This window comes from Streptomyces sp. NPDC047869 (assembly GCF_040704065.1).
Lineage (GTDB): Bacteria > Actinomycetota > Actinomycetes > Streptomycetales > Streptomycetaceae > Streptomyces.
In genome coordinates this window covers 448,127-470,339 of the sequence record NZ_JBEYRK010000002.1, presented here as the reverse complement: position 1 = coordinate 470,339, position 22,213 = coordinate 448,127, and the positions used below count along the sequence as shown (strand labels likewise).

The following is a 22,213-nucleotide window of genomic DNA, read 5'->3' as shown; positions in this document are numbered from 1 at the left end:
GCACGAAGGACCGGCAGGACATGAGCGGCACGAAGGGCCGGCCGGACCCGCGCGGCTCGCACCCGAACACCCGAAGGAGCACTGTGAACCGCCTGTCCGCCGAGAAGGTCACCCTCGCCTACGACCAGCGTGTCATCGCCGAAGAGCTGTCGGTGGAGATCCCCGACAACTCCTTCACGGTGATCGTCGGCCCGAACGCGTGCGGCAAGTCGACGCTGCTGCGGGCGCTGTCGCGGATGCTCAGGCCCAGCCAGGGCCGGGTGCTGCTGGACGGACAGGTCATCCAGTCGATGCCGGCCAAGAAGGTCGCCCGGACGCTCGGTCTGCTGCCGCAGTCGTCCATCGCGCCCGACGGCATCACGGTCGCCGATCTCGTCGGCCGCGGCCGCTACCCGCACCAGGGCATCCTGCGCCAGTGGTCCGCCGAGGACGAGCGGGTGGTCCAGGAGTCCATGGCGCAGACGGGGGTCGCCGAACTGGCCGACCGGTACGTGGACGAGCTGTCCGGCGGCCAGCGCCAGCGCGTCTGGATCGCCATGGCCCTCGCCCAGCAGACCCCGCTGCTGCTCCTGGACGAGCCGACCACCTACCTGGACATCCAGCACCAGATCGACGTCCTCGACCTGTGCGCCGAACTGCACGAGACACAGGGGCGGACGCTGGTGGCCGTGCTGCACGACCTCAACCACGCGGCCCGCTACGCCACTCACCTCGTCGCCCTGCGCGGCGGGGAGGTGATCGCCGAGGGGGCGCCGAACGACATCGTCACGGCCGAGCTGGTCGAGGAGGTCTTCGGGCTGCGCTGTCAGATCATCGACGACCCGGAGACCGGGACCCCGCTGGTGGTCCCGGCGGCCCGCAGGGCACGGCTCACAGCAGCTTCCTGAGCCGGAACAGATCCAGCAGACTCGCGTCGAGGCGCACCCGGCCGCGGCCCCAGGCGGTCGCGAAGTTCAGCTCGCCGTCCACCAGGCCCACCAGGTCGTCGCCGGCCATGGCGAGCCTGATCTGCGCCCTCTCGCGGGGCGGCCCGGGGTGCGTCGTGTCGACCTCGATCCGGCCGCCGGTCATCCGGCCCACGAAGGTGACGTCGAGGTCGGTGATGTGGCAGCTCACCGAGCGGTCCAGGGCGGCGGCCGCCCGGACGTCGCCCTCGGCGCCCTGCATGTTGTCCGAGAGCTTCCCCAGAGCGGTGCGGCACTCCTCGATCGTGGCCATGGCCACCGACGGTACCCCAGCGGTTCGGGGTAGCGTCTGGGCATGAGCGAGTCCGTGCCCGAGGCCCCGGCGGAGGCTGTGACCGAGGCCGAAACCGAGTCCGTGCCCGAAGCCCCGGCGGAGACCGTGACCAAGCCCGAGCCCGAGGCCGTGCCCGCGACCGCGCCGGTGGCCGGTTCCGCCGTGCCCGGGCCCGGATCCGCGACCGGGCAGTCGGCCGGATCCGACCCCGGGTACGCCCTCGACCCCGGGGACGATCCCGCGGCCCCCGCGCCCCTGGGCGTCCCGCGCACCTCCACCGGCGACGCCGACGTCGACGCGCAGCTCCAGCGGCTGGCCGACGCCGACCACCTCGCCACCGACGGCCACGTGGAGGTGTACGAGGATGTACACAGGGGGCTGCGCGACGCGCTCACCGCGCTCGACTCGCGCCCCGGACCCCCGGTCCCCGTACCGCCGTACCAACACAGGAGCTGAACCGAACGTGGCAGGAGTCGCACGCCGTCGTCTGGACGCGGAGCTGGTCCGCCGGAAGCTGGCGCGCTCGCGCGAGCACGCCAGCCAGCTGATCGCCGCCGGACGGGTCACCGTCGGCAGGACCGTGGCGACCAAGCCGGCCACGCAGGTGGAGACGGCGGCGGCGATCGTGGTCCAGACCGACGAGAGCGACCCCGACTACGTCTCCCGGGGCGGCCACAAGCTCGCCGGCGCGTTCGAGGCCTTCGTACCGCTGGGTCTCGCCGTGGAGGGCCGGCGCGCGCTGGACGCCGGCGCGTCCACCGGCGGCTTCACCGATGTCCTGCTGCGCGCGGGCGCCGCGCACGTCGTCGCGGTGGACGTCGGATACGGCCAACTTGCCTGGTCCCTGCAGAACGATGAACGCGTCACCGTCAAGGACCGTACGAACGTACGCGAGTTGACGCTTGAGGCGATCGATGGGGAACCTGTGGATCTTGTCGTGGGTGATCTGTCCTTCATTCCGCTCGGGCTGGTGCTGCCCGCCCTGAAGCGGTGCGTGAAGCCGGACGCCGACCTGGTGATGATGGTCAAGCCGCAGTTCGAGGTGGGGAAGGAACGGCTGGGCAGCGGGGGTGTCGTACGGAGTCCGCAGCTGCGGGCGGAGGCCGTGCGCGGGGTGGCCGACAAGGCCTGGGAACTGGGGCTCGGGGTGCGGGGGGTCACCGCGAGTCCGCTGCCCGGACCGTCGGGCAATGTCGAGTACTTTCTGTGGCTGCGGTCCGGCGCCCCCCGCCTGGACCCGGCCGAGGTCGACCGAGCAGTGGCGGAGGGGCCGCGTTGACACAGAACCGAGCGCGAACTGTTTTCCTGCTCGCCCACACCGGGCGGCCCGCGGCCATCCGCAGCGCGGAGCTGGTGGTCAAGGGGCTGCTGCGGCACGGCATCGGGGTGCGGGTGCTGGAGGAGGAGGCGCGCGACCTGCCGCTCCCGGACGAGGTGGGACTCGTCAAGGAGGCCACCCCGCAGTGCCTCGACGGATGCGAGCTGCTCATCGTCCTCGGCGGTGACGGGACCCTGCTGCGCGGCGCCGAGTTCGCCCGGGCCTCGGGGGTGCCGATGCTCGGCGTCAACCTCGGACGGGTCGGGTTCCTGGCGGAGGCCGAGCGGGACGACCTCGACCGGGTGGTCGACCGGGTGGTGGCACGCTCCTACGAGGTCGAGGAGCGGATGACGATCGACGTCGTCGTGCACCGCAACGGCGACATCGTGCACACCGACTGGGCGCTGAACGAGGCAGCCGTGCAGAAGGCCGGCGCGGAGAAGATGCTCGAGGTGGTCCTCGAGATCGACGGTCGGCCGGTCACGGCCTTCGGCTGCGACGGGATCGTGCTGTCGACGCCCACCGGATCCACCGCGTACGCCTTCTCGGCCGGCGGGCCCGTGGTGTGGCCCGAGGTCGAGGCGCTGCTGATGGTGCCGATCAGCGCGCACGCGCTGTTCGCCAAACCGCTGGTCACCTCGCCGGACTCGGTGCTCGCGGTGGAGGTGCTGCCGCACATTCCGCCGGGTGTGCTGTGGTGCGACGGGCGGCGGACCATCGAGCTGCCGCCCGGGGCGCGGGTGGAGGTGCGGCGCGGCGCGGTGCCGGTGCGGCTGGCCCGGCTGCACCACGCCTCGTTCACTGACCGGCTGGTCGCGAAGTTCGCGCTGCCGACCACCGGCTGGCGGGGCGCGCCGCACCAGTGACCGGCCCGGCCCTCCGCACCCCGCGCGGGCCACTCGCCGGGGTGACACGGGCGGGCCATGTGCGCTCCCCGCCCCGGACCTCGTATGGTCTGTTCCGTGTTGGAGGAGATGCGGATACGGTCGCTCGGGGTCATCGACGATGCCGTGGTCGAGCTGTCACCGGGGTTCACCGCCGTCACCGGCGAGACGGGTGCGGGCAAGACCATGGTGGTCACCAGCCTGGGACTGCTGCTCGGCGGGCGCGCGGACCCGGCCCTGGTGCGGATCGGGGCCGGTAAGGCGGTCGTGGAGGGGCGGATCGCCGTGCCCCCGGACGCCACCGCCGTCGTACGCGCGGAGGAGGCCGGGGCCGAGCTGGACGACGGCGCCCTGCTGATCAGCCGTACCGTCTCCGCCGAGGGCCGCTCGCGGGCGCACCTGGGCGGGCGCAGCGTGCCGGTGGGACTGCTCGCCGAGCTGGCCGACGACCTGGTGGCCGTGCACGGCCAGACCGACCAGCAGGGGCTGCTGAAGCTCACCCGGCAGCGGCAGGCGCTCGACCGGTACGCCGGGGACGCCGTCGCCGTGCCGCTCGCCAAGTACGCCGGGGCCTACCGGCGGCTGCGGGCCGTCTCCGCCGAGCTGGAGGAGATCGTCACGCGCGGGCGTGAGCGCGCCCAGGAAGCGGACATGCTCCGCTACGGGCTCGAGGAGATCGCCGGTGTCGAGCCCCGGGCCGGGGAGGACGTGGAGCTGGCCGAGGAGGCGGAACGGCTGGGGCACGCCGAGGCCCTGTCATCCGCCGCGTCCGCCGCGCACGCCGCTCTCGCGGGCAACCCCGAGGACCCCGAGGGGATCGACGCCACGACCCTCGTCGGGGGCGCGCACCGGGCCCTGGAGGCCGTCCGCTCGCACGACCCGGCGCTGGCCTCCCTCGCCGAACGCATCGGTGAGGTCGGCATCCTGCTCGCCGACGTGGCCGGAGAGCTGGCCGGATACGCCGACGACCTGGACGCCGACCCGCTGCGGCTGGCCGCCGTGGAGGAGCGCCGGGCCGCCCTCGGCGCGCTGACCCGCAAGTACGGCGACGACGTGGGCGCCGTCCTCGCCTGGGCCGAGCGGAGCGCCGCCCGGCTCACCGAGCTGGAGGGCGACGACGAGCGGACCGGCGAGCTGACCGCCGAGCGGGACGCCCTGCGCACCGAACTGGGCGGACTCGCCCAGGCCCTGACGGACGCCCGGACCGAGGCCGCCGAGCGGTTCGCCGCCGCCGTGACCGCCGAGCTGGCCTCGCTCGCGATGCCCCACGCGCGCGTGTCCTTCGACATCCGGCAGACCGAGGACCCCGAGGGTGTCGAGGTCAGCGGCCGGTCCGTCGCCTACGGCCCGGCCGGCGCCGACGAGGTCGAACTGCTGCTCGCCCCGCACCCGGGTGCCCCGCCGCGGCCCATCGCCAAGGGCGCGTCCGGAGGCGAGCTGTCCCGCGTGATGCTGGCCGTGGAGGTCGTCTTCGCGGGCACGGACCCGGTGCCGACGTACCTCTTCGACGAGGTGGACGCCGGTGTCGGCGGCAAGGCCGCGGTGGAGATCGGGCGGCGGCTGGCGAAGCTGGCCAGGACCGCGCAGGTCGTCGTGGTCACCCACCTGCCCCAGGTCGCCGCCTTCGCCGACCGCCAGCTCCTGGTCGAGAAGACCAACGACGGCACGGTGACCCGCTCCGGCGTCAAGGTCCTGGAGGGCGAGGAACGGGTCCGCGAACTCTCCCGCATGCTGGCCGGCCAGGAGGACTCGGAAACGGCCCGCGCCCACGCGGAGGAACTCCTGGCGACGGCCCGCGCCGACCTCTAGGGCGGCGCCCCAGGGCGGCGCCCCGGGGTGGTGGGATGATCAGCCGCGGCCGCAGGGCCGGGAACCCTGATGAGGGAACGGCCTGCCGACCGGCTGCTCGCCGTGACCGCCTGGGCGCGGACGCTGTGAGACTCCGACCTCGGCGTACGGATGCCGGGGCGGTTCGGCCGCCGCGGGCCGGTTCTCACCCGTGTGGGTGAACGTGCTCCGGCGCAGTGCTCCGGGTCGCCGTGATGTGCGCCTCTCCGGGTTTTGCCGGAACGGCCGTACGTCCTGGCATGCTTGGTGGTGTACGCGGTCCGCGCGGGAGGCGCGCGGTACGTCCTTTCGGTCCTCCCGGCCCGCTACCTTCGGTACGTTTTCTCGTGACGCCCGCCCCGAATCAGGAGCCCCCGGCCCCGTGAGCCCCGTGAGCAGCAACGCACCGCACGGCCAGTCGCCGCTGCGCACCGTGCAGGTGCTGGGTGGGGGCAACGCCGGCAGCAGCGCGCACGTACGCTCCCTGGCCGAAGGGCTCGTCGCCCGGGGCGTGCGGGTCACGGTGTGCGCCCCCGTCGAGGCCGACCACGCCTACGACTTCACCGGGACCGGCGCCGACCATGTGCACGTCCCGCGCAGCAGCGACCCGGCCTCCGTGGCCGCGCTTCGGGCGGCCTGCGCCGGCGCCGACCTCGTGCACGCCCACGGTCTGCACGCCTCCTTCCGCGCCGTGCTCGCGCTCAGCGGGCGCGGCACCCCGCTGGTGGTCACCTGGCACAACCGGGCCCGGGCGGAGGGCGCGCGGGCGCATCTGCTGCGGCTGCTGGAACGGCGCGTGGTGCGCACCGCCGCCGTGGTGCTCGGCACCACTTCCGACCTGGTGGACCGGGCCCGCCGCACCGGTGCGCGGGACGCCCGGCTGGCGGCCGTGGCCCTGCCCGGCCGGCGCCGTCGCGCCGACCCCGACGACATCGACCAGGGGCGGCCCAAACTGAGGGCCGAACTCGGCGCCACCGGACGCCCGTTGCTCATCTCCGTCGGCTCCCTCGACCGGCAGCGCGGCTACGGCGTCCTGCTGGACGCGGCCCGCGCCTGGCGCGGCCTCGACCCGGTCCCGCTGGTCGTCGTCGCGGGGGAGGGGCCGCTGCGGCCCGAACTGCAGCGGCGGATCGAGGACGAGGAACTGCCGGTACGACTCGTCGGGCGTCGTGACGACGTGCCCGAGCTGCTCGCGGCCGCCGATCTGGCGCTGCTCACCAGCAGGTGGGAGTCCCGGTCCGTGCTGGCCCAGGAGGCGCTCCAGGCGGGCGTGCCGCTCGTCGCGACGCGCGTCGGCGGCATCCCGGACCTCGTGGGCGAGGCCGCCGAACTCGTCCCGTACGGCGACGCGGAGGCCCTCGCGGCCACCGTCGTCCGGCTCCTCGCCGACCCCGGACGCCGTGAACTGCTGCGCGAGCGGGGCCCCCGGCAGGCCGCGACCTGGCCGACCGAGGACGAGACCGTCGCCCAGGTCCTGAGCGTCTACGACGAACTCACCCAGCCCAGACCCCTGACCTAGGGGGCGTGGCGCCGGGCGCGCAGCGCCAGGCTCAGGGCCAGTACCGTCTGCGGGTCGTCGAGGTCGGTGCCCAGCAACTCCCCGATGCGGGCGAGGCGGTTGTAGAGGGTCTGCCGGTTGAGGTGCAGTTCGCGGGCGGTCTCCGCCTTGCGGCCCGCGTGCGCGAGATAGGTCTCCAGGGTGGGCAGCAGCGGCGGCTTGGAGCGGTGGTCGTGGTCGCGCAGCGGGCCGATCGCGCGGTCCACGAACGCCGCCAGGTCCGGGTGGTCGCGCAGCCGCCACAGCAGCAGGTCGATGTCGAGGCGGCGGGCGTCGTACCAGGGCCGGTCGGACAGTCCCTGCGCCGCGGCCGCCGTCTCCGCCGCGTGCCGGAGCCCGGCCGACGCGGCCGCCCAGCCGCCGGCCACCCCGACGACCACCACCGGCGGGGCCGCGCCCGGCCGCTGCATCCCGGCCCGCTCCACACCGGCCCGCAGCGCCGCCGCCACCCGGTCAGCGACCGCCGGCCGCTCCGACTCGGCGCGCAGCCCGAGCAGGACCAGTACCCGGCCCTCGACCGGCCGGACACCGAGCAGCACCGGTACCCCCACCGCGGCCAGTTCCTCGGAGACCGCGCGTGCCAGCACCGCCCAGCCGCCGGACGGGGACAGGGAGTCCCCGACCCGCATCACCACCGGCAGCAGCGGGCTGCCGCCCGGCTTGAACCCGAGCACACGGGCCTGCGCCGGGGCGTCCTCCGCCGTGATACGGCCCTCCGCAAGGTCGGTGAGGAAGTCGCCCCGGCCGCGCGCGGCCAGCTCCTCCTCCTGCCGGGCCTGCATCAGCACCACGGCCAGGATGCCCGCCGCCCGCTCCGCGGCCATCCGGTGCACCGGAGCCAGCGGCGAGCGGACCGGCAGCAGCACCAGCCGGGCCCGTACCGACCCCGGCCCCGGCCCCGCCCCCGGCCCACCGCCGGGAACGTCCACGAGCACCGAACCGGCCGGCGGCGGCGCGTCCTTGTGCGGGCCGCGCAGCCCCTCCCACACCTGCAGCGGGTCCGCGCCCTTGGGCCCCGGGCCGGCGGCGTACAGCAGCCGGCCGTCCGCCGTCTCCAGGAACACCGGGTTGGTACAGAAGTCGGCCAGGATGCCGAGCACTTGAGGCACCCCGCCACCGCCCAGCAGCGCCTCCGTGCACCGCCGGTGCACCTCCTCGGCGCGTTGCAGCAGCGCGTAGTGCCCGTTGACGATCTCCGTGTGGATCTCCTCGGTGACCGCGACGAAGGGCACCTCGCGATGCAGCTGGACCAGCGGCAGCCCGGCGGCGCGTGCGGTGTCCACCAGCGCCGCGGGCAGCCGGGTGAACCGCGGCCCCAGCTCCACCACCAGCGCGGCGATCCCCCGCTCGGCGAGGGTGCGTACGAACGCCCGCTGCTCGGCGGGCCGGGTGCCGAGCCCGTAGCCCGTGGTGAGCAGCAGCTCGCCGCCCTTCAACAGCGAGGCGATGTTCGGCACCTCGCCCGCGTGCACCCAGCGCACGGTGCGCCCCAGCCGGTCGCCGCCCGCCAGGATCTCGGGCAGTCCGCTGCGCAGCCCAGGCAGCTCCAGCGCCCGCCGAACGGTGATCCCGGCGCCCTGAGTGGCGAGTCTGCTCTCCGTACCGCTGTCCATGCAGCGGACGCTACCTGCGCAAACGCCCGGACGACAGCGTGTGTCCCGGCTACACCGGCCGGATGTTGTGGTTGAAGCGGAACACGTTGTCGGGGTCGAAGGCCCGCTTGACCTTCTCCAGCCGCAGCAGGTTCCCCTCGCCCAGTCCCGCCCTGACCCGGTCCCGGCCCTCGTCCCCGATGAAGTTCAGATAGACGGCGCCGGTGCTCCACGGCCGGACGTCGGCGCGGACCTCGCGCACCCAGGCGACCGCCCGCTCGTCGTCGGCCGGGTCCTGCCAGATGGCGAAGGGGTGCACCGCCCAGGGCGCGTCCCGGTAGGGCACCGGGTACTCGTGCGGACCGGCGGCGATCGCGCCGCCCTGCGGGAACAGCAGGTGCTGGGTGCTGGTCGGTACCGGCATGCTCTCCGCGCGGGCGCAGTAGACGTCCACCAGTTCGTCGGGCAGACCGGTCACGTACTCCGCCGACCAGTAGTTCCGCTGCCCGGGCGGATCGTCCAGCATGCACTGGACGTCCGCGTACGGCATCGCGCCGGCGATCTCCGCCTCGTGGGGCAGCGCCAGCAGCGGCTCGGCGAGCTTGCGCAGGTCCTCCTCGCCGCCGGCGTAGGTCAGCAGCGCGGCGCACACCAGCTTGCCCACCAGCTCCGCCGGTACGAACTCCTCGGGCGGGCCGGTCAGATACAGCACGGCGCCGCTCACCTCGTCGGGACCGGTGGTGACGGTCTCGCGGAAGATGCGGACCACGTCCCGGCCCAGTTGCGGCAGGTAGAGCAGCAGGGCGATGGAGAACTCGGGCAGGTCGTGCAGCCGCAGGGTGAGCGCGGTGGCGACACCGAAGTTGCCGCCGCCACCGTGCAGGGCCCAGAACAGCTCCGGGTTCTCGTCGGCGCTCGCGTGCACCCGCTCGGCGTCCGCGGTGACCAGCTCCACGCCGAGCAGGTTGTCGGCGGCGTAGCCGAAGGCGCGGTCCAGCCAGCCGGTGCCGCCGCCCAGGACGAAGCCGCCGACGCCGGTGGTGGAGGCCCGGCCGCCGGTGGTGGCGAGGCCGTGCGGCTGGGTGGCCCGGTCCAGATGGCTCATCGTGGCGCCGCCCTCCACCCGGACCGCCTCGGCCGCCGGGTCGACGCTCACCCCGTGCATCCGGCGCAGGTCCACCACGACGGCGCCGTCGCCGAGGGCGGTGCCGGCCACGCTGTGGCCGCCGCCGCGCACCGCGACCGGCAGGTCCAGGTCCCGTGCGAACCGTACGGCGCGGACCACGTCGTCCGGGCCCGCGCACTGGGCGATCACGGCCGGCCGCCGGTCGATCATCGCGTTGAAGACGGCGCGGGCCTCGTCGTAGCCCGGGTCCGAGGGGGCGAACACGTCGCCGGCAAGATCTTCGCGCAGCGCGGCGAGGGCCGCGCCCGCCTTCGAAGGGGAAGCCATGGCCGCCCCCTTCCGGAAAGGGGCAATGGTGCCTCTCCAGCCTAGGCGGGGCGGCTCACCCGGTCGCGTTCAGCCGCCGTACGCCCCGGAGGCCGTCAGCCGCAGTGCGGTGTCGATCAGCGGCACATGGCTGAACGCCTGCGGGAAGTTGCCGACCTGGCGCTGCAGCCGCGGGTCCCACTCCTCGGCGAGCAGCCCGAGGTCGTTGCGGAGTGCGAGGAGCTTCTCGAACAGCTTCCTCGCCTCGTCCACGCGGCCGATCATCGCGAGGTCGTCCGCCATCCAGAACGAGCAGGCGAGGAAGGCCCCTTCGTCGCCGGGGAGGCCGTCGACGCCCTCGTCCTTGCCCTCGGTGGGGTAGCGCAGGATGAAGCCGTCCGAGGTGGACAGCTCGCGCTGGATCGCCTCGATGGTGCCGATCACCCGCTTGTCGTCCGGCGGCAGGAAGCCCATCTGCGGGATCAGCAGCAGCGAGGCGTCCAGCTCCTGGGAGCCGTAGGACTGCGTGAAGGTGTTGCGCTCCTTGTCGTAGCCCTTCTCGCACACGTCCCGGTGGATGTCGTCGCGCAGTTCCTTCCAGCGCTCCAGCGGGCCGTCCGCGTCACCGGACTCGATCAGCTTGATCGTGCGGTCCACCGCCACCCAGGCCATCACCTTGGAGTGCACGAAGTGCCGGCGCGGGCCGCGCACCTCCCAGATGCCCTCGTCCGGCTCCTGCCAGTGGTCCTCCAGGTAGCGGATCAGCTTCAGCTGGAGCAGGGACGCGTAGTCGTTGCGGGCCAGACCTGTCATGTGGGCCAGGTGCAGGGCCTCGGTGACCTCGCCGTACACGTCGAGCTGGAGCTGGTGCGCGGCGCCGTTGCCGACCCGGACCGGGGCCGAGTGCTCGTAGCCCGGCAGCCAGTCCAGCTCGGCCTCGCCCAGCTCGCGCTCGCCCGCGATGCCGTACATGATCTGCAGGTTCTCGGGGTCGCCGGCGACCGCGCGCAGCAGCCACTCGCGCCAGGCGCGGGCCTCCTCGCGGTACCCGGTGCGCAGCAGCGAGGACAGGGTGATCGCCGCGTCGCGCAGCCAGGTGTAGCGGTAGTCCCAGTTGCGGACGCCGCCGATGTCCTCGGGCAGGGAGGTGGTGGGGGCCGCGACGATGCCGCCGGTTGGGGCGTAGGTCAGCGCCTTCAGGGTGATCAGCGAGCGGACCACCGCCTCGCGGTACGGACCGTGGTACGTACAGTGCTCGACCCACTCGCGCCAGAAGGTCTCCGTCGCCTCCAGCGACTGCTCCGGTTCCGGCAGCGCCGGCGGCTCCTTGTGCGAGGGCTCCCAGGAGATGGTGAACGCGATCCGGTCGCCCGGGGCGACGGTGAAGTCGGCGTAGGTCGTCAGCGCCTTGCCGTAGGTCTCGGCCTCCGTGTCGAACCACGCCGAGTCGGGTCCGGCGACCGCCACCGTGCGGCCCTCGTGCTTGTGCACCCAGGGCACGACCCGGCCGTAGGAGAACCGCATCCTGAGCGCCGAGCGCATCGGCACCCGGCCGGTGACGCCCTCCACGATCCGGATGAGCTGCGGGGCGCCGTCACGCGGGGGCATGAAATCGGTCACGCGCACGGTGCCGCGCGGGGTGTCCCACTCGGACTCCAGGATCAGCGAGTCGCCCCGGTAGCTGCGCCGGGCGGCGGTGGGCGGCTGTGAGTCGGCCGCGTGCGCCGGGCCGAGCCGCCAGAAGCCGTGCTCCTCGGTGCCCAGCAGGCCGGCGAAGATGGCATGCGAGTCGAAGCGGGGCAGGCACAGCCAGTCGACTGTGCCGTCCCGACAGACCAGGGCAGCGGTCTGCATGTCTCCGATGAGTGCGTAGTCTTCGATGCGCCCGGCCACGTGCAACTCCAGTCGAACGGCCACGTCACCCCCGCGCAGGGGGGCTGTCGCTAGTGCGGTCAAGGGGTCGTTGTTGTGCGTCGTTGAGCGGTGAAGCAAAGCAGCCCGCCGAGCCCTGGGGCAAAACGACAGTTGCTCAACGAACTGCCGCGCTCTCGTTGTTCCGGGTACCGCGGGCGGGGGTGTGCCGTCGTTCCGGACTGGCTCGGCAGGTGAGTGTCCGAGCAGGATACGACGCACGTAGTTGATCTGCGTGCCGCTCCCGGCAACCCGTGTGGGCCGAACGAGTGAGCAGCAGGTGACGAGCATGTGACGAATGAAGGCCTGTGTACAGGGGTGTGACGGACGCCGCCCCGGATCGGACCGCTGCGTGCAGGACCGGGCGCGGAGCGTGGCCGGGAGCCATCCCGTCCGGGCGCTGTTACGCTGGTAGCCCGTGGACCGGTGGTGGAAGACCCCCGAACCGCAGCGACGGCGACCCCCGGAAACATCCGGACCGGCAGCCGCACCGCACGACAGACAGCGACCACGGGAGCCCCCTCTTGGCCATGCCGCCGAAATCTACGACGACCAAGCACATCTTCGTCACCGGGGGTGTCGCCTCCTCGCTCGGCAAGGGCCTCACCGCCTCCAGCCTGGGCATGCTGCTCAAGGCCCGCGGCCTGCGCGTCGTGATGCAGAAGCTCGACCCGTACCTCAACGTCGACCCGGGCACGATGAACCCCTTCCAGCACGGTGAGGTGTTCGTCACGCACGACGGCGCCGAGACCGACCTGGACATCGGCCACTACGAGCGCTTCCTCGACCGGGACCTGGACGGATCCGCAAACGTCACCACCGGTCAGGTCTACTCCACCGTGATCGCCAAGGAGCGACGCGGCGAGTACCTGGGCGACACCGTGCAGGTCATCCCGCACATCACCAACGAGATCAAGCACCGCATCCGCCGCATGGCGACGGACGAGGTCGACGTGGTGATCACCGAGGTCGGCGGCACGGTCGGCGACATCGAGTCGCTGCCGTTCCTGGAGACCGTCCGCCAGGTCCGCCACGAGGTCGGCCGGGACAACGTCTTCGTCGTCCACATCTCGCTGCTGCCGTACATCGGCCCCTCCGGCGAGCTGAAGACCAAGCCGACCCAGCACTCCGTCGCCGCCCTGCGCAACATCGGTATCCAGCCGGACGCCATCGTGCTGCGCTGCGACCGCGAGGTGCCGACCGCCATCAAGCGCAAGATCTCGCTGATGTGCGACGTCGACGAGGCCGCCGTCGTGGCCTGCCCGGACGCCCGCTCGATCTACGACATCCCGAAGGTCGTGCACTCCGAGGGCCTGGACGCCTACGTCGTGCGCAAGCTCGACCTGCCCTTCCGGGACGTCGACTGGCGGACCTGGGACGACCTGCTGGACCGCGTCCACAACCCCGACCACGAGATCACCCTCGCCCTGGTCGGCAAGTACATCGACCTGCCCGACGCCTATCTGTCGGTCACCGAGGCGCTGCGTGCCGGCGGGTTCGCCAACAAGGCCCGCGTCAAGATCAAGTGGGTCACCTCGGACGACTGCAAGACCCCGGCCGGCGCCAAGGCGCAGCTCGGCGACGTCGACGGCATCTGCATCCCCGGCGGCTTCGGCGACCGCGGTGTCCTCGGCAAGGTCGGCGCGATCCGCTACGCCCGCGAGAACAAGATCCCGCTGCTCGGCCTCTGCCTGGGGCTGCAGTGCATCGTGATCGAGGCCGCGCGCAGCCTCGCCGACATCCCGGACGCCAACTCCACCGAGTTCGACCCGGCCACCGGCCACCCGGTCATCTCCACGATGGCCGAGCAGATGGACATCGTGGCCGGTGAGGGCGACATGGGCGGCACCATGCGGCTCGGCATGTACCCGGCGAAGCTGGCCGAGGGCTCCATCGTCCGCGAGGTGTACGACGGCAAGGAGTACGTCGAGGAGCGGCACCGCCACCGCTACGAGGTCAACAACGCCTACCGCGCGGAGCTGGAGAAGAAGGCCGGCATCCTCTTCTCGGGCACCTCGCCGGACGGCAAGCTCGTGGAGTACGTGGAGTACCCGCGCGACGTCCACCCCTACCTGGTCGCCACGCAGGCGCACCCCGAGCTGCGCTCGCGGCCGACCCGCCCGCACCCGCTCTTCGCCGGGCTGGTGAAGGCCTCGGTCGAGCGGAAGATCTCGAAGTAACACGAGAGTTGTACGGTGGCCGGGGCGCGCCCATTCAAATGGATCGCGCCCCGGCCGCTCGCGCACGTGTGGAAGGACAGGGCATGACGATCAAGGACACCCCCGCGGAGTGGGAGATCCGGGCGACCCAGACCCCCTTCAGGGGCAACAAGACCTCCGTGCGCACGGACGAGGTCGTCATGCCCGACGGCTCGGTGGTCTGCCGTGACTACCAGGTGCACCCCGGCTCGGTCGCCGTCCTCGCCCTGGACGAGGAGGACCGGGTGCTGCTCATCAACCAGTACCGGCACCCGGTGCGGCACAAGCTGTGGGAGATCCCGGCCGGCCTGCTCGACGTGCCCGGCGAGAACCCGCTGCACGCCGCCCAGCGCGAGCTGTACGAGGAGGCGCACGTCAAGGCCGAGGACTGGCGGGTGCTGACCGACGTGTACACCACCCCCGGCGGCTGCGACGAGGCCGTACGGATCTTCCTCGCCCGTGATCTCTCCGAGGCCGAGGGCGAGCGGTTCGAGGCGGAGCACGAGGAGACCGACATGGAGCACGCGCGCGTGCCGGTCGACGAGCTGGTGCGCCGGGTGCTCGCCGGCGATGTGCACAACAACTGTCTCGTGGTGGGCGTCCTCTCGCTGGTCGCCGCCCGGGGCGGGGACGGCCTGGACGGCCTGCGCCCGGCCGACGCGCCCTGGCCCGCGCGCCCCTTCGAGTCCTGAGCCCGAGGCCCGGGAAGGGTCCCGGCGTCCGTCCCGGACCCGCTCGCCCCGGCCCCGGACCCACCCCGGCCCGGGGCCCGCTCCCAGCCGTCCGCGCATTGGTGTGACGATCGCCTGATCCGATCGGGGGATGTGCCCGCCGCGCTCCCACCGGAACGTCGCAGAGCGTGAACTAGGCTCTGGAAATGCCTGTTCCGGGAGGACCCGGCGGGCTTGCGCGTGCGGTGGGACGGGAGTGTGGCCCGTGACGGACCAGGCGGTGGACACAGACGGCGCGCGGCTGCCCGCGCATCCGCCCACGGAGCACCATTTCCTCGGCCGCACACGGGAGTTGAAGGGGCTGCGCGCCGACATCGAGCGGGCGGGCCTGGACACCCTCTCCGGCCGCAAGGCACCCCGCGCGCGCGTGCTCCTCATCGCGGGACGCCCCGGCTCCGGCCGGTCCGCCCTGGCCGGGGAACTCGCCCGGCAGGTCGCCGAGCGTTACCCCGACGGAGTGCTGCGGGCCCGGCTCAGCGAGCCCGGTGGCACCCCCGTCCCCGTCGCGCGCACCGCCCGCGAACTGCTAGCCGCGCTCGACGTGCCGGCCCCCGCCGGGGCCGCCCAGGACGAACTGACCGACGTGCTGCGCACTGCCCTCGCCGGCCGGCGGGCGCTGCTCCTGCTGGACGACGCGGCCGGCGCCGAGCAGGTCGACGCGCTGCTGCCGGACGCCCCCGACTGCCTGGTCGTCGCCGTCGCCGGCGGGCCGCTCACCGGCATCGCCGACGTCCGCCCCTGCACCCTGGGCGGCCTCGACACCAAGTCGGCGGTGGAACTCCTCACCCGCTACACCGGCTCGGTCCGCATCACCGTCGACCCGCGCTCCGCCGAGAGCCTCGCCGAGGCCTGCCAGGGCCAGCCGGCCGCGCTCACCCTGGCCGGCGGCTGGCTCGCCTCCCGGCCCCAGGCGGCCGTCTCCGACCTGGCCAAACGGCTGCACGCGGACGCCGACGACGGCACCGAGGGCACCCCGCTCGCCCGGGTCTTCCGGCTCGTCCACGACCAGCTCCCCGGCCGGGCCGCCCGGATGCTGCGCCTGCTGTGCCTGGCCCCGGCCGGTCTGGTCGATCCGCACACCGCCTCCGCCCTGGCCGGCTGCTCGGTGGACACCGCCGGCGCCATGCTGGAGGAGTTCGTCGCGCTCGGCCTGCTGCGCGCGGTGGACTCGCCGCTGCCCGAGTACGCCGTGCCGGGGTGTCTGCACCCGCTGATGCGCGCCCGCGCCGAGAGTCAGGAGCGTCCGGGGGAGCTCCAGCTCGCCCGGGCCCGGATGCTGGAGCGCAACGTACGGCTGCTGCAGTCCTGCCGGGTGATCACCGAGACGGACAGCCCGCAGGCCCGGGAGAGGCTGCGCGACATGCCCCCGGCGCTGCGCTTCCCCACACCCCGCGCGGCCGCCGAGTGGCTGCGTGCGCGCCGGCCCGCCCTGCTGGCCGCCACCCGCGTGGCCGTCGCCGACGGTGAGCTGGACACCCTCGCCCGCCGGCTGATGTCCCAGCTGGTCAGGGCCATGGCGGCGCACTTCGGCGCACAGGCGGCGGCACCCGACCTGTACGAGGTCCACGGCCTCGTCCTCGACGTCGCCGAGCGGCGCGGGCTGCACCGGGAACGGGCCGCCGCCCTGCTGAACCTCGGTGACGTGGACGCCCAGACCGGCCGCACCGGGGACGCGCTGGCCCGCTACCGGGCCGCACTGGACGCCGGACGCCAGGCGAACGACCCGTACGCGACCGGCCGCGCGATGGAATCCGTAGGCGGGGCCCACCAGGAGCTGGGGGACTACGACCGGGCCGCGGACTGGTTCGGCAGGGCGCTGGCCGAGCGGCTGGCCCGGGGCGAGCGCGCGGAGGCCGCCCGGCTGTACGGCCGTACGGGCACAGCCCACACCTACGCGGGCCGCTACGGAGAGGCGCTCAGGAACTGGCGCGCGGCCGCCGCCGGGTACCGCAAGGACGGTGATGTGGCCGCCCACGCACGGGCGTTGAGCGAGGTGGCGCGGGTCCAGGAGTACGCGGGACGGCCCGAGGAATCGCTGCACACCTGCCGGGAGGCGGTGGAGTGGGCACGGCGCGCCCAGGACACCCGGCTGCAGGCCGCGCTGCAGCTCAGACTGGCCGACACCCTGGACCGGCTCGGCGACCCCGCGGCCGCCCATCTGCACCGGGCCGCGGCCGAGCGCATGCTGGGTAACGGGGCGCAGGAGGACGGCGTCCTGCCGGATTACGGCGATGACGCCTGCGAAATCCGTACTGCCGCGAGCGAAGATTGATGCAATGAAAGGCTAGACAGTCGGAACACCTTCATTAGACTGGCTCTGCCGCTCTTTCTCCTGCGGTGTCTCCCGGTATGCCCTTGCATGTCCGGGTACGTCTTGTAATGCACCTCCATACCCTCTGAGCCAAGGACCGTGATCGACGTGAAGGTCGGCATCCCCCGCGAGGTCAAGAACAACGAGTTCCGGGTGGCCATCACCCCCGCCGGTGTGCACGAGCTGGTGCGCAACGGCCACCAGGTCGTCGTCGAGCGGGGCGCCGGGCTCGGCTCCTCGATCACGGACGAGGAGTACGTCTCCGCCGGTGCCACGATCCTCGGCACCGCCGACGAGGTGTGGGCCGCCGCCGACCTGCTGCTCAAGGTCAAGGAGCCGGTAGCCGAGGAGTACCACCGCCTCCGCAAGGACCAGATCCTCTTCACCTACCTGCACCTGGCCGCCTCCAAGGAATGCACGGACGCGCTCATCGAGTCCGGCACCACGGCCATCGCCTACGAGACCGTCGAGCTGCCCAACCGCGCGCTGCCGCTGCTCGCCCCGATGTCCGAGGTCGCGGGCCGGCTGGCCCCGCAGGTCGGCGCCTATCACCTGATGCGCCCGGCCGGCGGCCGCGGTGTGCTGCCGGGCGGTGTGCCGGGCGTGACCCCGGCCAAGGCCGTCGTCATCGGCGGTGGCGTCTCCGGCTGGAACGCCACCCAGGTCGCCGTCGGCATGGGCTTCGACGTGACCCTGCTCGACCGCGACATCAACAAGCTCCGTGAGGCCGACAAGGTCTTCGGCACCAAGGTCAAGGCCATCATGTCCAACTCCTTCGAGCTGGAGAAGGCCGTCCTGGACGCCGACCTCGTCATCGGCGCGGTGCTCATCCCGGGCGCCAAGGCCCCGAAGCTCGTCACCAACGAGCTGGTGTCCCGCATGAAGCCCGGAAGTGTCCTTGTCGACATCGCGATCGACCAGGGCGGCTGCTTCGAGGACTCCCGTCCCACCACGCACGCCGAGCCGACCTTCCGCGTCCACAACTCGGTCTTCTACTGCGTCGCCAACATGCCGGGCGCGGTGCCGAACACCTCCACCAACGCCCTCACCAACGCCACGCTGCCGTACATCGTCTCGCTCGCCAACAACGGCTGGGTGGAGGCGCTGCGCCGCGACGCCGCGCTCGCCAAGGGTCTCAACACCCATGACGGCAAGGTCGTCTACAAGGAGGTCGCCGAGGCGCTCGGTCTGGAGCACGTGGAGCTGGAGTCCCTGCTCGGCTGACCCTCCCGACCTGGCGTGTCGCCAAGTCACCAACCGGTGAAAGGCGATTCGTCAACACGTGTCGTCAACACCGAACATCCGGCCGGACCTTGCCCGACAAGGTCCGGCCGGATGTGTGTATGGTCACTTTGCCACTTGCGGTCAACTCGCCTCGAACGTAACCCTTCGACCGATTCGCACACCGGTGGAACCTGCCGTGCGACGCCTGTACGCCCTTGACAGAGGGATGTTTCATTGCCGACACATCCGGCCGGGTCCGGCGGATTGTGTTGCTGCGGACCGCCGACACGCCATAGAGTCGCCAATCGTCGGCATGGTGCCACGCTGACCTTGTCTAGAAGTTTCCTGGTCACCAAGGAGGTAAGACGACTTGTGAATGAGTCGACATTTACTCCCGGGGGTGGTCAACCAGGAATGCCGGTACGGGGCCAGGCCGGTTCCGCGGGATTCGAGGCTGTCGGCTCCGTCGCTGTGCGCACCTTCGCAGCCCACCAGACTCCGGGTCCGCAGACGGTCCGGACAGCACACCAGAGCATGGATGGCCATCACGTGAACGCCATGGCCGGCGACGGAAGTGGCGCGCCCCACAACCAACTCGCCGACTACGACGAACTGCCCGAGGGGCACTTCTACGACCCCGACGCCGAGTACGAGCCCGATCCCGAGTACGCGGCGACGCTCGCGCCCGACGCGGCCCGCCAGCGCCGTGAGCGCATCGGTCCGACCGGACGCCCGCTGCCGTACTTCCCGATCCCCGGCCCGCTGACCGACCACGGCCCCGCGAAGATCATCGCGATGTGCAACCAGAAGGGCGGCGTCGGCAAGACCACGTCGACCATCAACCTGGGTGCCGCGCTCGCGGAGTACGGCCGGCGCGTGCTGCTCGTGGACTTCGACCCGCAGGGCGCGCTGTCGGTGGGTCTCGGCGTCAACCCCATGGAGCTCGACCTCACCGTCTACAACCTGCTCATGGAGCGGGGCATGTCGGCGGACGAGGTCCTGCTGAAGACGGCGGTCCCCAACATGGACCTGCTGCCCTCCAACATCGACCTGTCGGCCGCCGAGGTCCAGCTGGTCTCCGAGGTCGCGCGCGAGTCGACCCTGCAGCGGGCGCTCAAGCCGCTGATGGACGACTACGACTACATCGTGATCGACTGCCAGCCCTCGCTCGGCCTGCTCACGGTCAACGCGCTGACGGCCGCCCACAAGGTGATCGTTCCGCTGGAGTGCGAGTTCTTCGCGCTGCGCGGCGTGGCCCTGCTGACCGAGACCATCGAGAAGGTCCAGGAGCGGCTCAACCCCGACCTGGAACTCGACGGCATCCTCGCCACGATGTACGACTCGCGCACGGTGCACAGCCGTGAGGTGCTCGCGCGCGTGGTCGAGGCGTTCGACGACCACGTCTACCACACGGTCATCGGCCGCACGGTCCGCTTCCCGGAGACCACCGTCGCCGGTGAGCCGATCACCACCTACGCCTCCAACTCCGTCGGCGCCGCCGCCTACCGCCAGCTCGCCAGGGAGGTGCTCGCCCGGTGTCACGCCGAGTGAGTCTGCCCGGGGCCGACGAACTGTTCCGTACGACAGGAGGAATGGCGCTCCAGCCGTCCACGCCCCGGCGCGGGGCCAACGGCGAGGCCCGGGTGCCGGCTCCCGCGGGCGAGAGCGACGACGTGGCCGCCGAGGACGCGCCGCCGTCGGTGCCCGTCCAGGGCGGTGACGGAGAGGGCGCGGAGCACGCCGCGGCGGACGCGGAACCGGCCGGGACCGCCGAGTCCCGCACCCGGCCGTCCCGGCGCCAGGCTCCGCCCGAGGGATCGGCCGCCGCGGCCGCCGCGTCGGCGGCCGAGCAGCCGCGCAAGCGCGGACGGGCGGCGAACCGGCGGCCCAGCGGGCGCGAACGGCACGACGAGAAGATCACGGTGTACGTGTCCGCCGAAGAACTGATGGACCTCGAACACGCCCGGCTGGTCCTCCGGGGCGAGCACGGCCTCGCCGTGGACCGCGGCCGTATCGTCCGCGAGGCGGTCGCCGTGGTCCTGGCCGACCTGGAGTCCCGCGGGGACGCGAGCATCCTGGTACGGCGGCTGCGGGGTCGGTAGTCGGCCGGGCGGGCGGCAGACGATAGCCTGCGACGGCCATGACCCCGAACGACGCCCCCGCCTCCGGCCCCGGTGCCGGCCGCAGGCGTGCGCTCGGCCGTGGACCGGGCACGTCCCACTCGCGGCCCGCGGAACCGCAGCCGACTCCGCCGGAGCCCGCGCCGGACACCGCACCGCCCCCGCCCCCGACCGAACCCGAACCACCGGCCGCGGGCGACCCCGCCCCGGCGGAGCCCGGCGCGGCGGAGGCCGCTCCGGCACCGGCGACCGCCGAACCCGGGCCGCCGGAACCGCTGTCCGAGGGCGTCGCCACCGAGTCCGGGGCCGAGCCGGCCGGAGACGGTGAGGCAGGGGAGACCGAGGCAGGGGAGACCGCCGCCGACGGGGTCTTCAAGGTTCGGCTGGCCAACTTCGAGGGGCCGTTCGACCTGCTGCTCCAGCTCATCTCCAAGCACAAGCTGGACGTCACCGAGGTCGCCCTGTCCAAGGTCACCGACGAGTTCATGGCGCACATCCGGGCCATGGGCCCCGACTGGGACCTGGACCAGACGACCGAGTTCCTCGTCGTCGCCGCCACGCTGCTCGACCTCAAGGCCGCCCGGCTGCTGCCCGCCGCCGAGGTCGAGGACGAGGCCGACCTGGCGCTGCTGGAGGCCCGGGACCTGCTGTTCGCGCGGCTGCTGCAGTACCGCGCGTACAAGCGGATCGCCGACATCTTCAACGAGCGCCTGGACGAGGAGGCCCGCCGCCACCCCCGTACCGTCGGCCTCGAACCCCAGCACGCCGAGCTGCTGCCCGAGGTCGTCATCAGCATCGGTCCCGAGGGGTTCGCCCGGCTCGCCGTCAAGGCGATGCAGCCGAAGGCCAAGCCGCAGGTCTACGTCGACCACATCCACGCCCCCCTGGTCAGCGTGCGGGAGCAGGCGGGGATCGTGGTGGCGCGGCTCAGGGAACTGGGCGAGGCCAGCTTCCGGGTGCTGGTCGAGGACACCGGCGACACCCTCACCGTCGTGGCCCGCTTCCTGGCGCTGCTGGAGCTGTACCGGGAGAAGGCCGTGGCCCTGGAACAGGAGACCGCCCTCGGGGAGCTGCTGGTGCGCTGGACCGGCGGGGACACGGACGTGGCGCCCATGGTCACCGACGAGTTCGACCGGCCGCCCGAGGAGACCGAGGAGAAGAAGAAGGCGTGAGCGAGACCACCGAGGCACCCACAGGCCCCGCCGAGGCACCCGCCGAGACCACCGACGCGCCCGCGGGCCTGCGCTCCGTCGCCGGGCTCGACCTCAAGCCCGCCCTAGAAGCGGTCCTCATGGTCGTGGACGAGCCCGCGACCGAGGAGCACCTGGCCCGCATCCTCGAGCGGCCCAGGCGGCAGATCGGCGACGCGCTGCGCGAGCTGGCCGACGACTACACCGTGCAGGGCCGCGGCTTCGAGCTGCGGTTCGTCGCGGGCGGCTGGCGTTTCTACACCCGCGCCGAGTACGCGCCCGCCGTGGAGCGGCTGGTCCTGGACGGGCAGACGGCCCGTCTCACCCAGGCCGCGCTGGAGACCCTCGCGGTCGTCGCCTACCGCCAGCCGGTCAGCCGCAGCCGCGTCTCCGCCGTGCGCGGAGTGAACTGCGACGGCGTGATGCGCACCCTCCTGCAGCGCGGTCTGGTCGAGGAGGCGGGCACGGAACCCGAAACAGGTGCGATCCTGTACAGGACGACGAACTACTTCCTGGAGCGGATGGGCCTGCGCGGCCTGGACGAACTTCCGGAGCTCGCGCCCTTCCTCCCGGAGGCGGAGGCGATCGAGGCCGAGACCCAGGAGGGAGTCCCGTCGTTCGACCCGGACGCGCCCGACGCGCCCGGCGGTCAGGACGCAGACGACTAAGACGGAAACC

Annotated in this window: 18 protein-coding genes; 14 read left to right on the top strand and 4 right to left on the bottom strand. The window is 72.8% G+C overall.

Going from position 1 to position 22,213, the window contains the following annotated elements; all coding sequences use genetic code 11:
• The first annotated feature begins 20 nt into the window (after nt 1-20).
• Complete coding sequence (locus AB0924_RS04700) at nt 21-887, top strand: ABC transporter ATP-binding protein (protein WP_358934831.1); 867 nt, start codon at nt 21-23, stop codon at nt 885-887.
• Here the strand turns inward: AB0924_RS04700 and AB0924_RS04695 are convergent.
• A complete protein-coding gene (locus AB0924_RS04695; protein ID WP_358934833.1) occupies nt 871-1,218 on the bottom strand; it encodes a sterol-binding protein in 348 nt (115 codons plus the stop codon). The two genes, AB0924_RS04700 and AB0924_RS04695, sit on opposite strands and share 17 nt — an antisense overlap.
• Before the next feature lie 183 nt (nt 1,219-1,401).
• On the opposite strand from AB0924_RS04695, the gene AB0924_RS04690 reads away from it, so the two are divergent.
• From AB0924_RS04690 to AB0924_RS04670, 5 genes are all read left to right on the top strand, one after another.
• Entirely contained in the window at nt 1,402-1,695 is a 294-nt protein-coding gene (locus AB0924_RS04690) for a hypothetical protein (protein WP_358935059.1), read from the top strand.
• Between the two features lie 7 nt (nt 1,696-1,702).
• On the top strand, nt 1,703-2,518 hold the full coding sequence (locus AB0924_RS04685) for a TlyA family RNA methyltransferase (RefSeq protein ID WP_366910635.1): 816 nt from the start codon (nt 1,703-1,705) through the stop codon (nt 2,516-2,518).
• The gene (locus AB0924_RS04680; RefSeq protein ID WP_358934837.1) at nt 2,515-3,423 is read left to right on the top strand and encodes an NAD kinase; all 909 of its coding nucleotides are present in this window, start codon (nt 2,515-2,517) and stop codon (nt 3,421-3,423) included. Before AB0924_RS04685 ends, AB0924_RS04680 begins: the two co-directional genes overlap by 4 nt.
• 84 nt (nt 3,424-3,507) lie before the next feature.
• Nucleotides 3,508-5,250 (top strand): DNA repair protein RecN, encoded by a 1,743-nt coding sequence (gene recN / locus AB0924_RS04675; protein WP_366910634.1) that lies wholly within the window; start codon nt 3,508-3,510, stop codon nt 5,248-5,250.
• 400 nt (nt 5,251-5,650) lie between these two features.
• Nucleotides 5,651-6,787 carry a glycosyltransferase family 4 protein gene (locus tag AB0924_RS04670; RefSeq protein ID WP_358934841.1) on the top strand — a complete coding sequence of 379 codons (1,137 nt, stop codon included), beginning with the start codon at nt 5,651-5,653 and terminating at the stop codon, nt 6,785-6,787.
• Here AB0924_RS04670 and AB0924_RS04665 read toward each other — a convergent pair.
• From AB0924_RS04665 to AB0924_RS04655, 3 genes are all read right to left on the bottom strand, one after another.
• Entirely contained in the window at nt 6,784-8,439 is a 1,656-nt protein-coding gene (locus tag AB0924_RS04665; RefSeq protein ID WP_366910633.1) for a PucR family transcriptional regulator, read from the bottom strand. The two genes, AB0924_RS04670 and AB0924_RS04665, sit on opposite strands and share 4 nt — an antisense overlap.
• Nucleotides 8,440-8,488: 49 nt before the next feature.
• Nucleotides 8,489-9,871, bottom strand: coding sequence for an FAD-binding oxidoreductase (locus AB0924_RS04660; RefSeq protein WP_366910632.1), 1,383 nt, complete (start codon nt 9,869-9,871; stop codon nt 8,489-8,491).
• Between the two features lie 69 nt (nt 9,872-9,940).
• Nucleotides 9,941-11,743, bottom strand: a complete 1,803-nt coding sequence (locus AB0924_RS04655; protein ID WP_358935061.1) for a glycoside hydrolase family 15 protein — start codon at nt 11,741-11,743, stop codon at nt 9,941-9,943.
• Nucleotides 11,744-12,291: 548 nt separating this feature from the next.
• On the opposite strand from AB0924_RS04655, the gene AB0924_RS04650 reads away from it, so the two are divergent.
• The 8 genes from AB0924_RS04650 to scpB all read left to right on the top strand — a co-directional run bounded on the left by AB0924_RS04650 (nt 12,292) and on the right by scpB (nt 22,203).
• Nucleotides 12,292-13,941: a CTP synthase gene (locus tag AB0924_RS04650; RefSeq protein WP_358934847.1), complete on the top strand. Its 1,650-nt coding sequence runs from the start codon at nt 12,292-12,294 to the stop codon at nt 13,939-13,941.
• A gap of 83 nt (nt 13,942-14,024) precedes the next feature.
• Nucleotides 14,025-14,651 (top strand): NUDIX hydrolase, encoded by a 627-nt coding sequence (locus tag AB0924_RS04645; RefSeq protein WP_358934849.1) that lies wholly within the window; start codon nt 14,025-14,027, stop codon nt 14,649-14,651.
• A 244-nt stretch (nt 14,652-14,895) separates the two neighbouring features.
• Entirely contained in the window at nt 14,896-16,962 is a 2,067-nt protein-coding gene (locus AB0924_RS04640) for a tetratricopeptide repeat protein (protein ID WP_358934852.1), read from the top strand.
• 138 nt (nt 16,963-17,100) lie between these two features.
• Nucleotides 17,101-18,225, top strand: a complete 1,125-nt coding sequence (gene ald, locus AB0924_RS04635) for an alanine dehydrogenase (protein ID WP_358934854.1) — start codon at nt 17,101-17,103, stop codon at nt 18,223-18,225.
• Nucleotides 18,226-18,639: 414 nt separating this feature from the next.
• On the top strand, nt 18,640-19,776 hold the full coding sequence (locus AB0924_RS04630; protein WP_358934856.1) for a ParA family protein: 1,137 nt from the start codon (nt 18,640-18,642) through the stop codon (nt 19,774-19,776).
• Nucleotides 19,761-20,327: a hypothetical protein gene (locus tag AB0924_RS04625; RefSeq protein WP_359547456.1), complete on the top strand. Its 567-nt coding sequence runs from the start codon at nt 19,761-19,763 to the stop codon at nt 20,325-20,327. Before AB0924_RS04630 ends, AB0924_RS04625 begins: the two co-directional genes overlap by 16 nt.
• A 38-nt stretch (nt 20,328-20,365) precedes the next feature.
• The gene (locus tag AB0924_RS04620; protein WP_366910631.1) at nt 20,366-21,517 is read left to right on the top strand and encodes a segregation/condensation protein A; all 1,152 of its coding nucleotides are present in this window, start codon (nt 20,366-20,368) and stop codon (nt 21,515-21,517) included.
• A 68-nt stretch (nt 21,518-21,585) separates the two neighbouring features.
• Nucleotides 21,586-22,203, top strand: a complete 618-nt coding sequence (gene scpB / locus AB0924_RS04615; protein WP_358935063.1) for an SMC-Scp complex subunit ScpB — start codon at nt 21,586-21,588, stop codon at nt 22,201-22,203.
• Nucleotides 22,204-22,213 lie beyond the last annotated feature (10 nt).

Excerpts from the sequence above, each read along its gene's own strand:
- recN (WP_366910634.1), top strand. The coding sequence starts at position 3,508 with ATGGTCTGTTCCGTGTTGGAGGAGATGCGGATACGGTCGCTCGGGGTC.
- AB0924_RS04695 (WP_358934833.1), bottom strand. The coding sequence starts at position 1,218 with ATGGCCACGATCGAGGAGTGCCGCACCGCTCTGGGGAAGCTCTCGGAC.
- AB0924_RS04700 (WP_358934831.1), top strand. The coding sequence starts at position 21 with ATGAGCGGCACGAAGGGCCGGCCGGACCCGCGCGGCTCGCACCCGAAC.
- AB0924_RS04645 (WP_358934849.1), top strand. The coding sequence starts at position 14,025 with ATGACGATCAAGGACACCCCCGCGGAGTGGGAGATCCGGGCGACCCAG.
- AB0924_RS04660 (WP_366910632.1), bottom strand. The coding sequence starts at position 9,871 with ATGGCTTCCCCTTCGAAGGCGGGCGCGGCCCTCGCCGCGCTGCGCGAA.
- AB0924_RS04665 (WP_366910633.1), bottom strand. The coding sequence starts at position 8,439 with ATGGACAGCGGTACGGAGAGCAGACTCGCCACTCAGGGCGCCGGGATC.
- AB0924_RS04630 (WP_358934856.1), top strand. The coding sequence starts at position 18,640 with ATGCCGGTACGGGGCCAGGCCGGTTCCGCGGGATTCGAGGCTGTCGGC.
- AB0924_RS04650 (WP_358934847.1), top strand. The coding sequence starts at position 12,292 with ATGCCGCCGAAATCTACGACGACCAAGCACATCTTCGTCACCGGGGGT.
- AB0924_RS04620 (WP_366910631.1), top strand. The coding sequence starts at position 20,366 with ATGACCCCGAACGACGCCCCCGCCTCCGGCCCCGGTGCCGGCCGCAGG.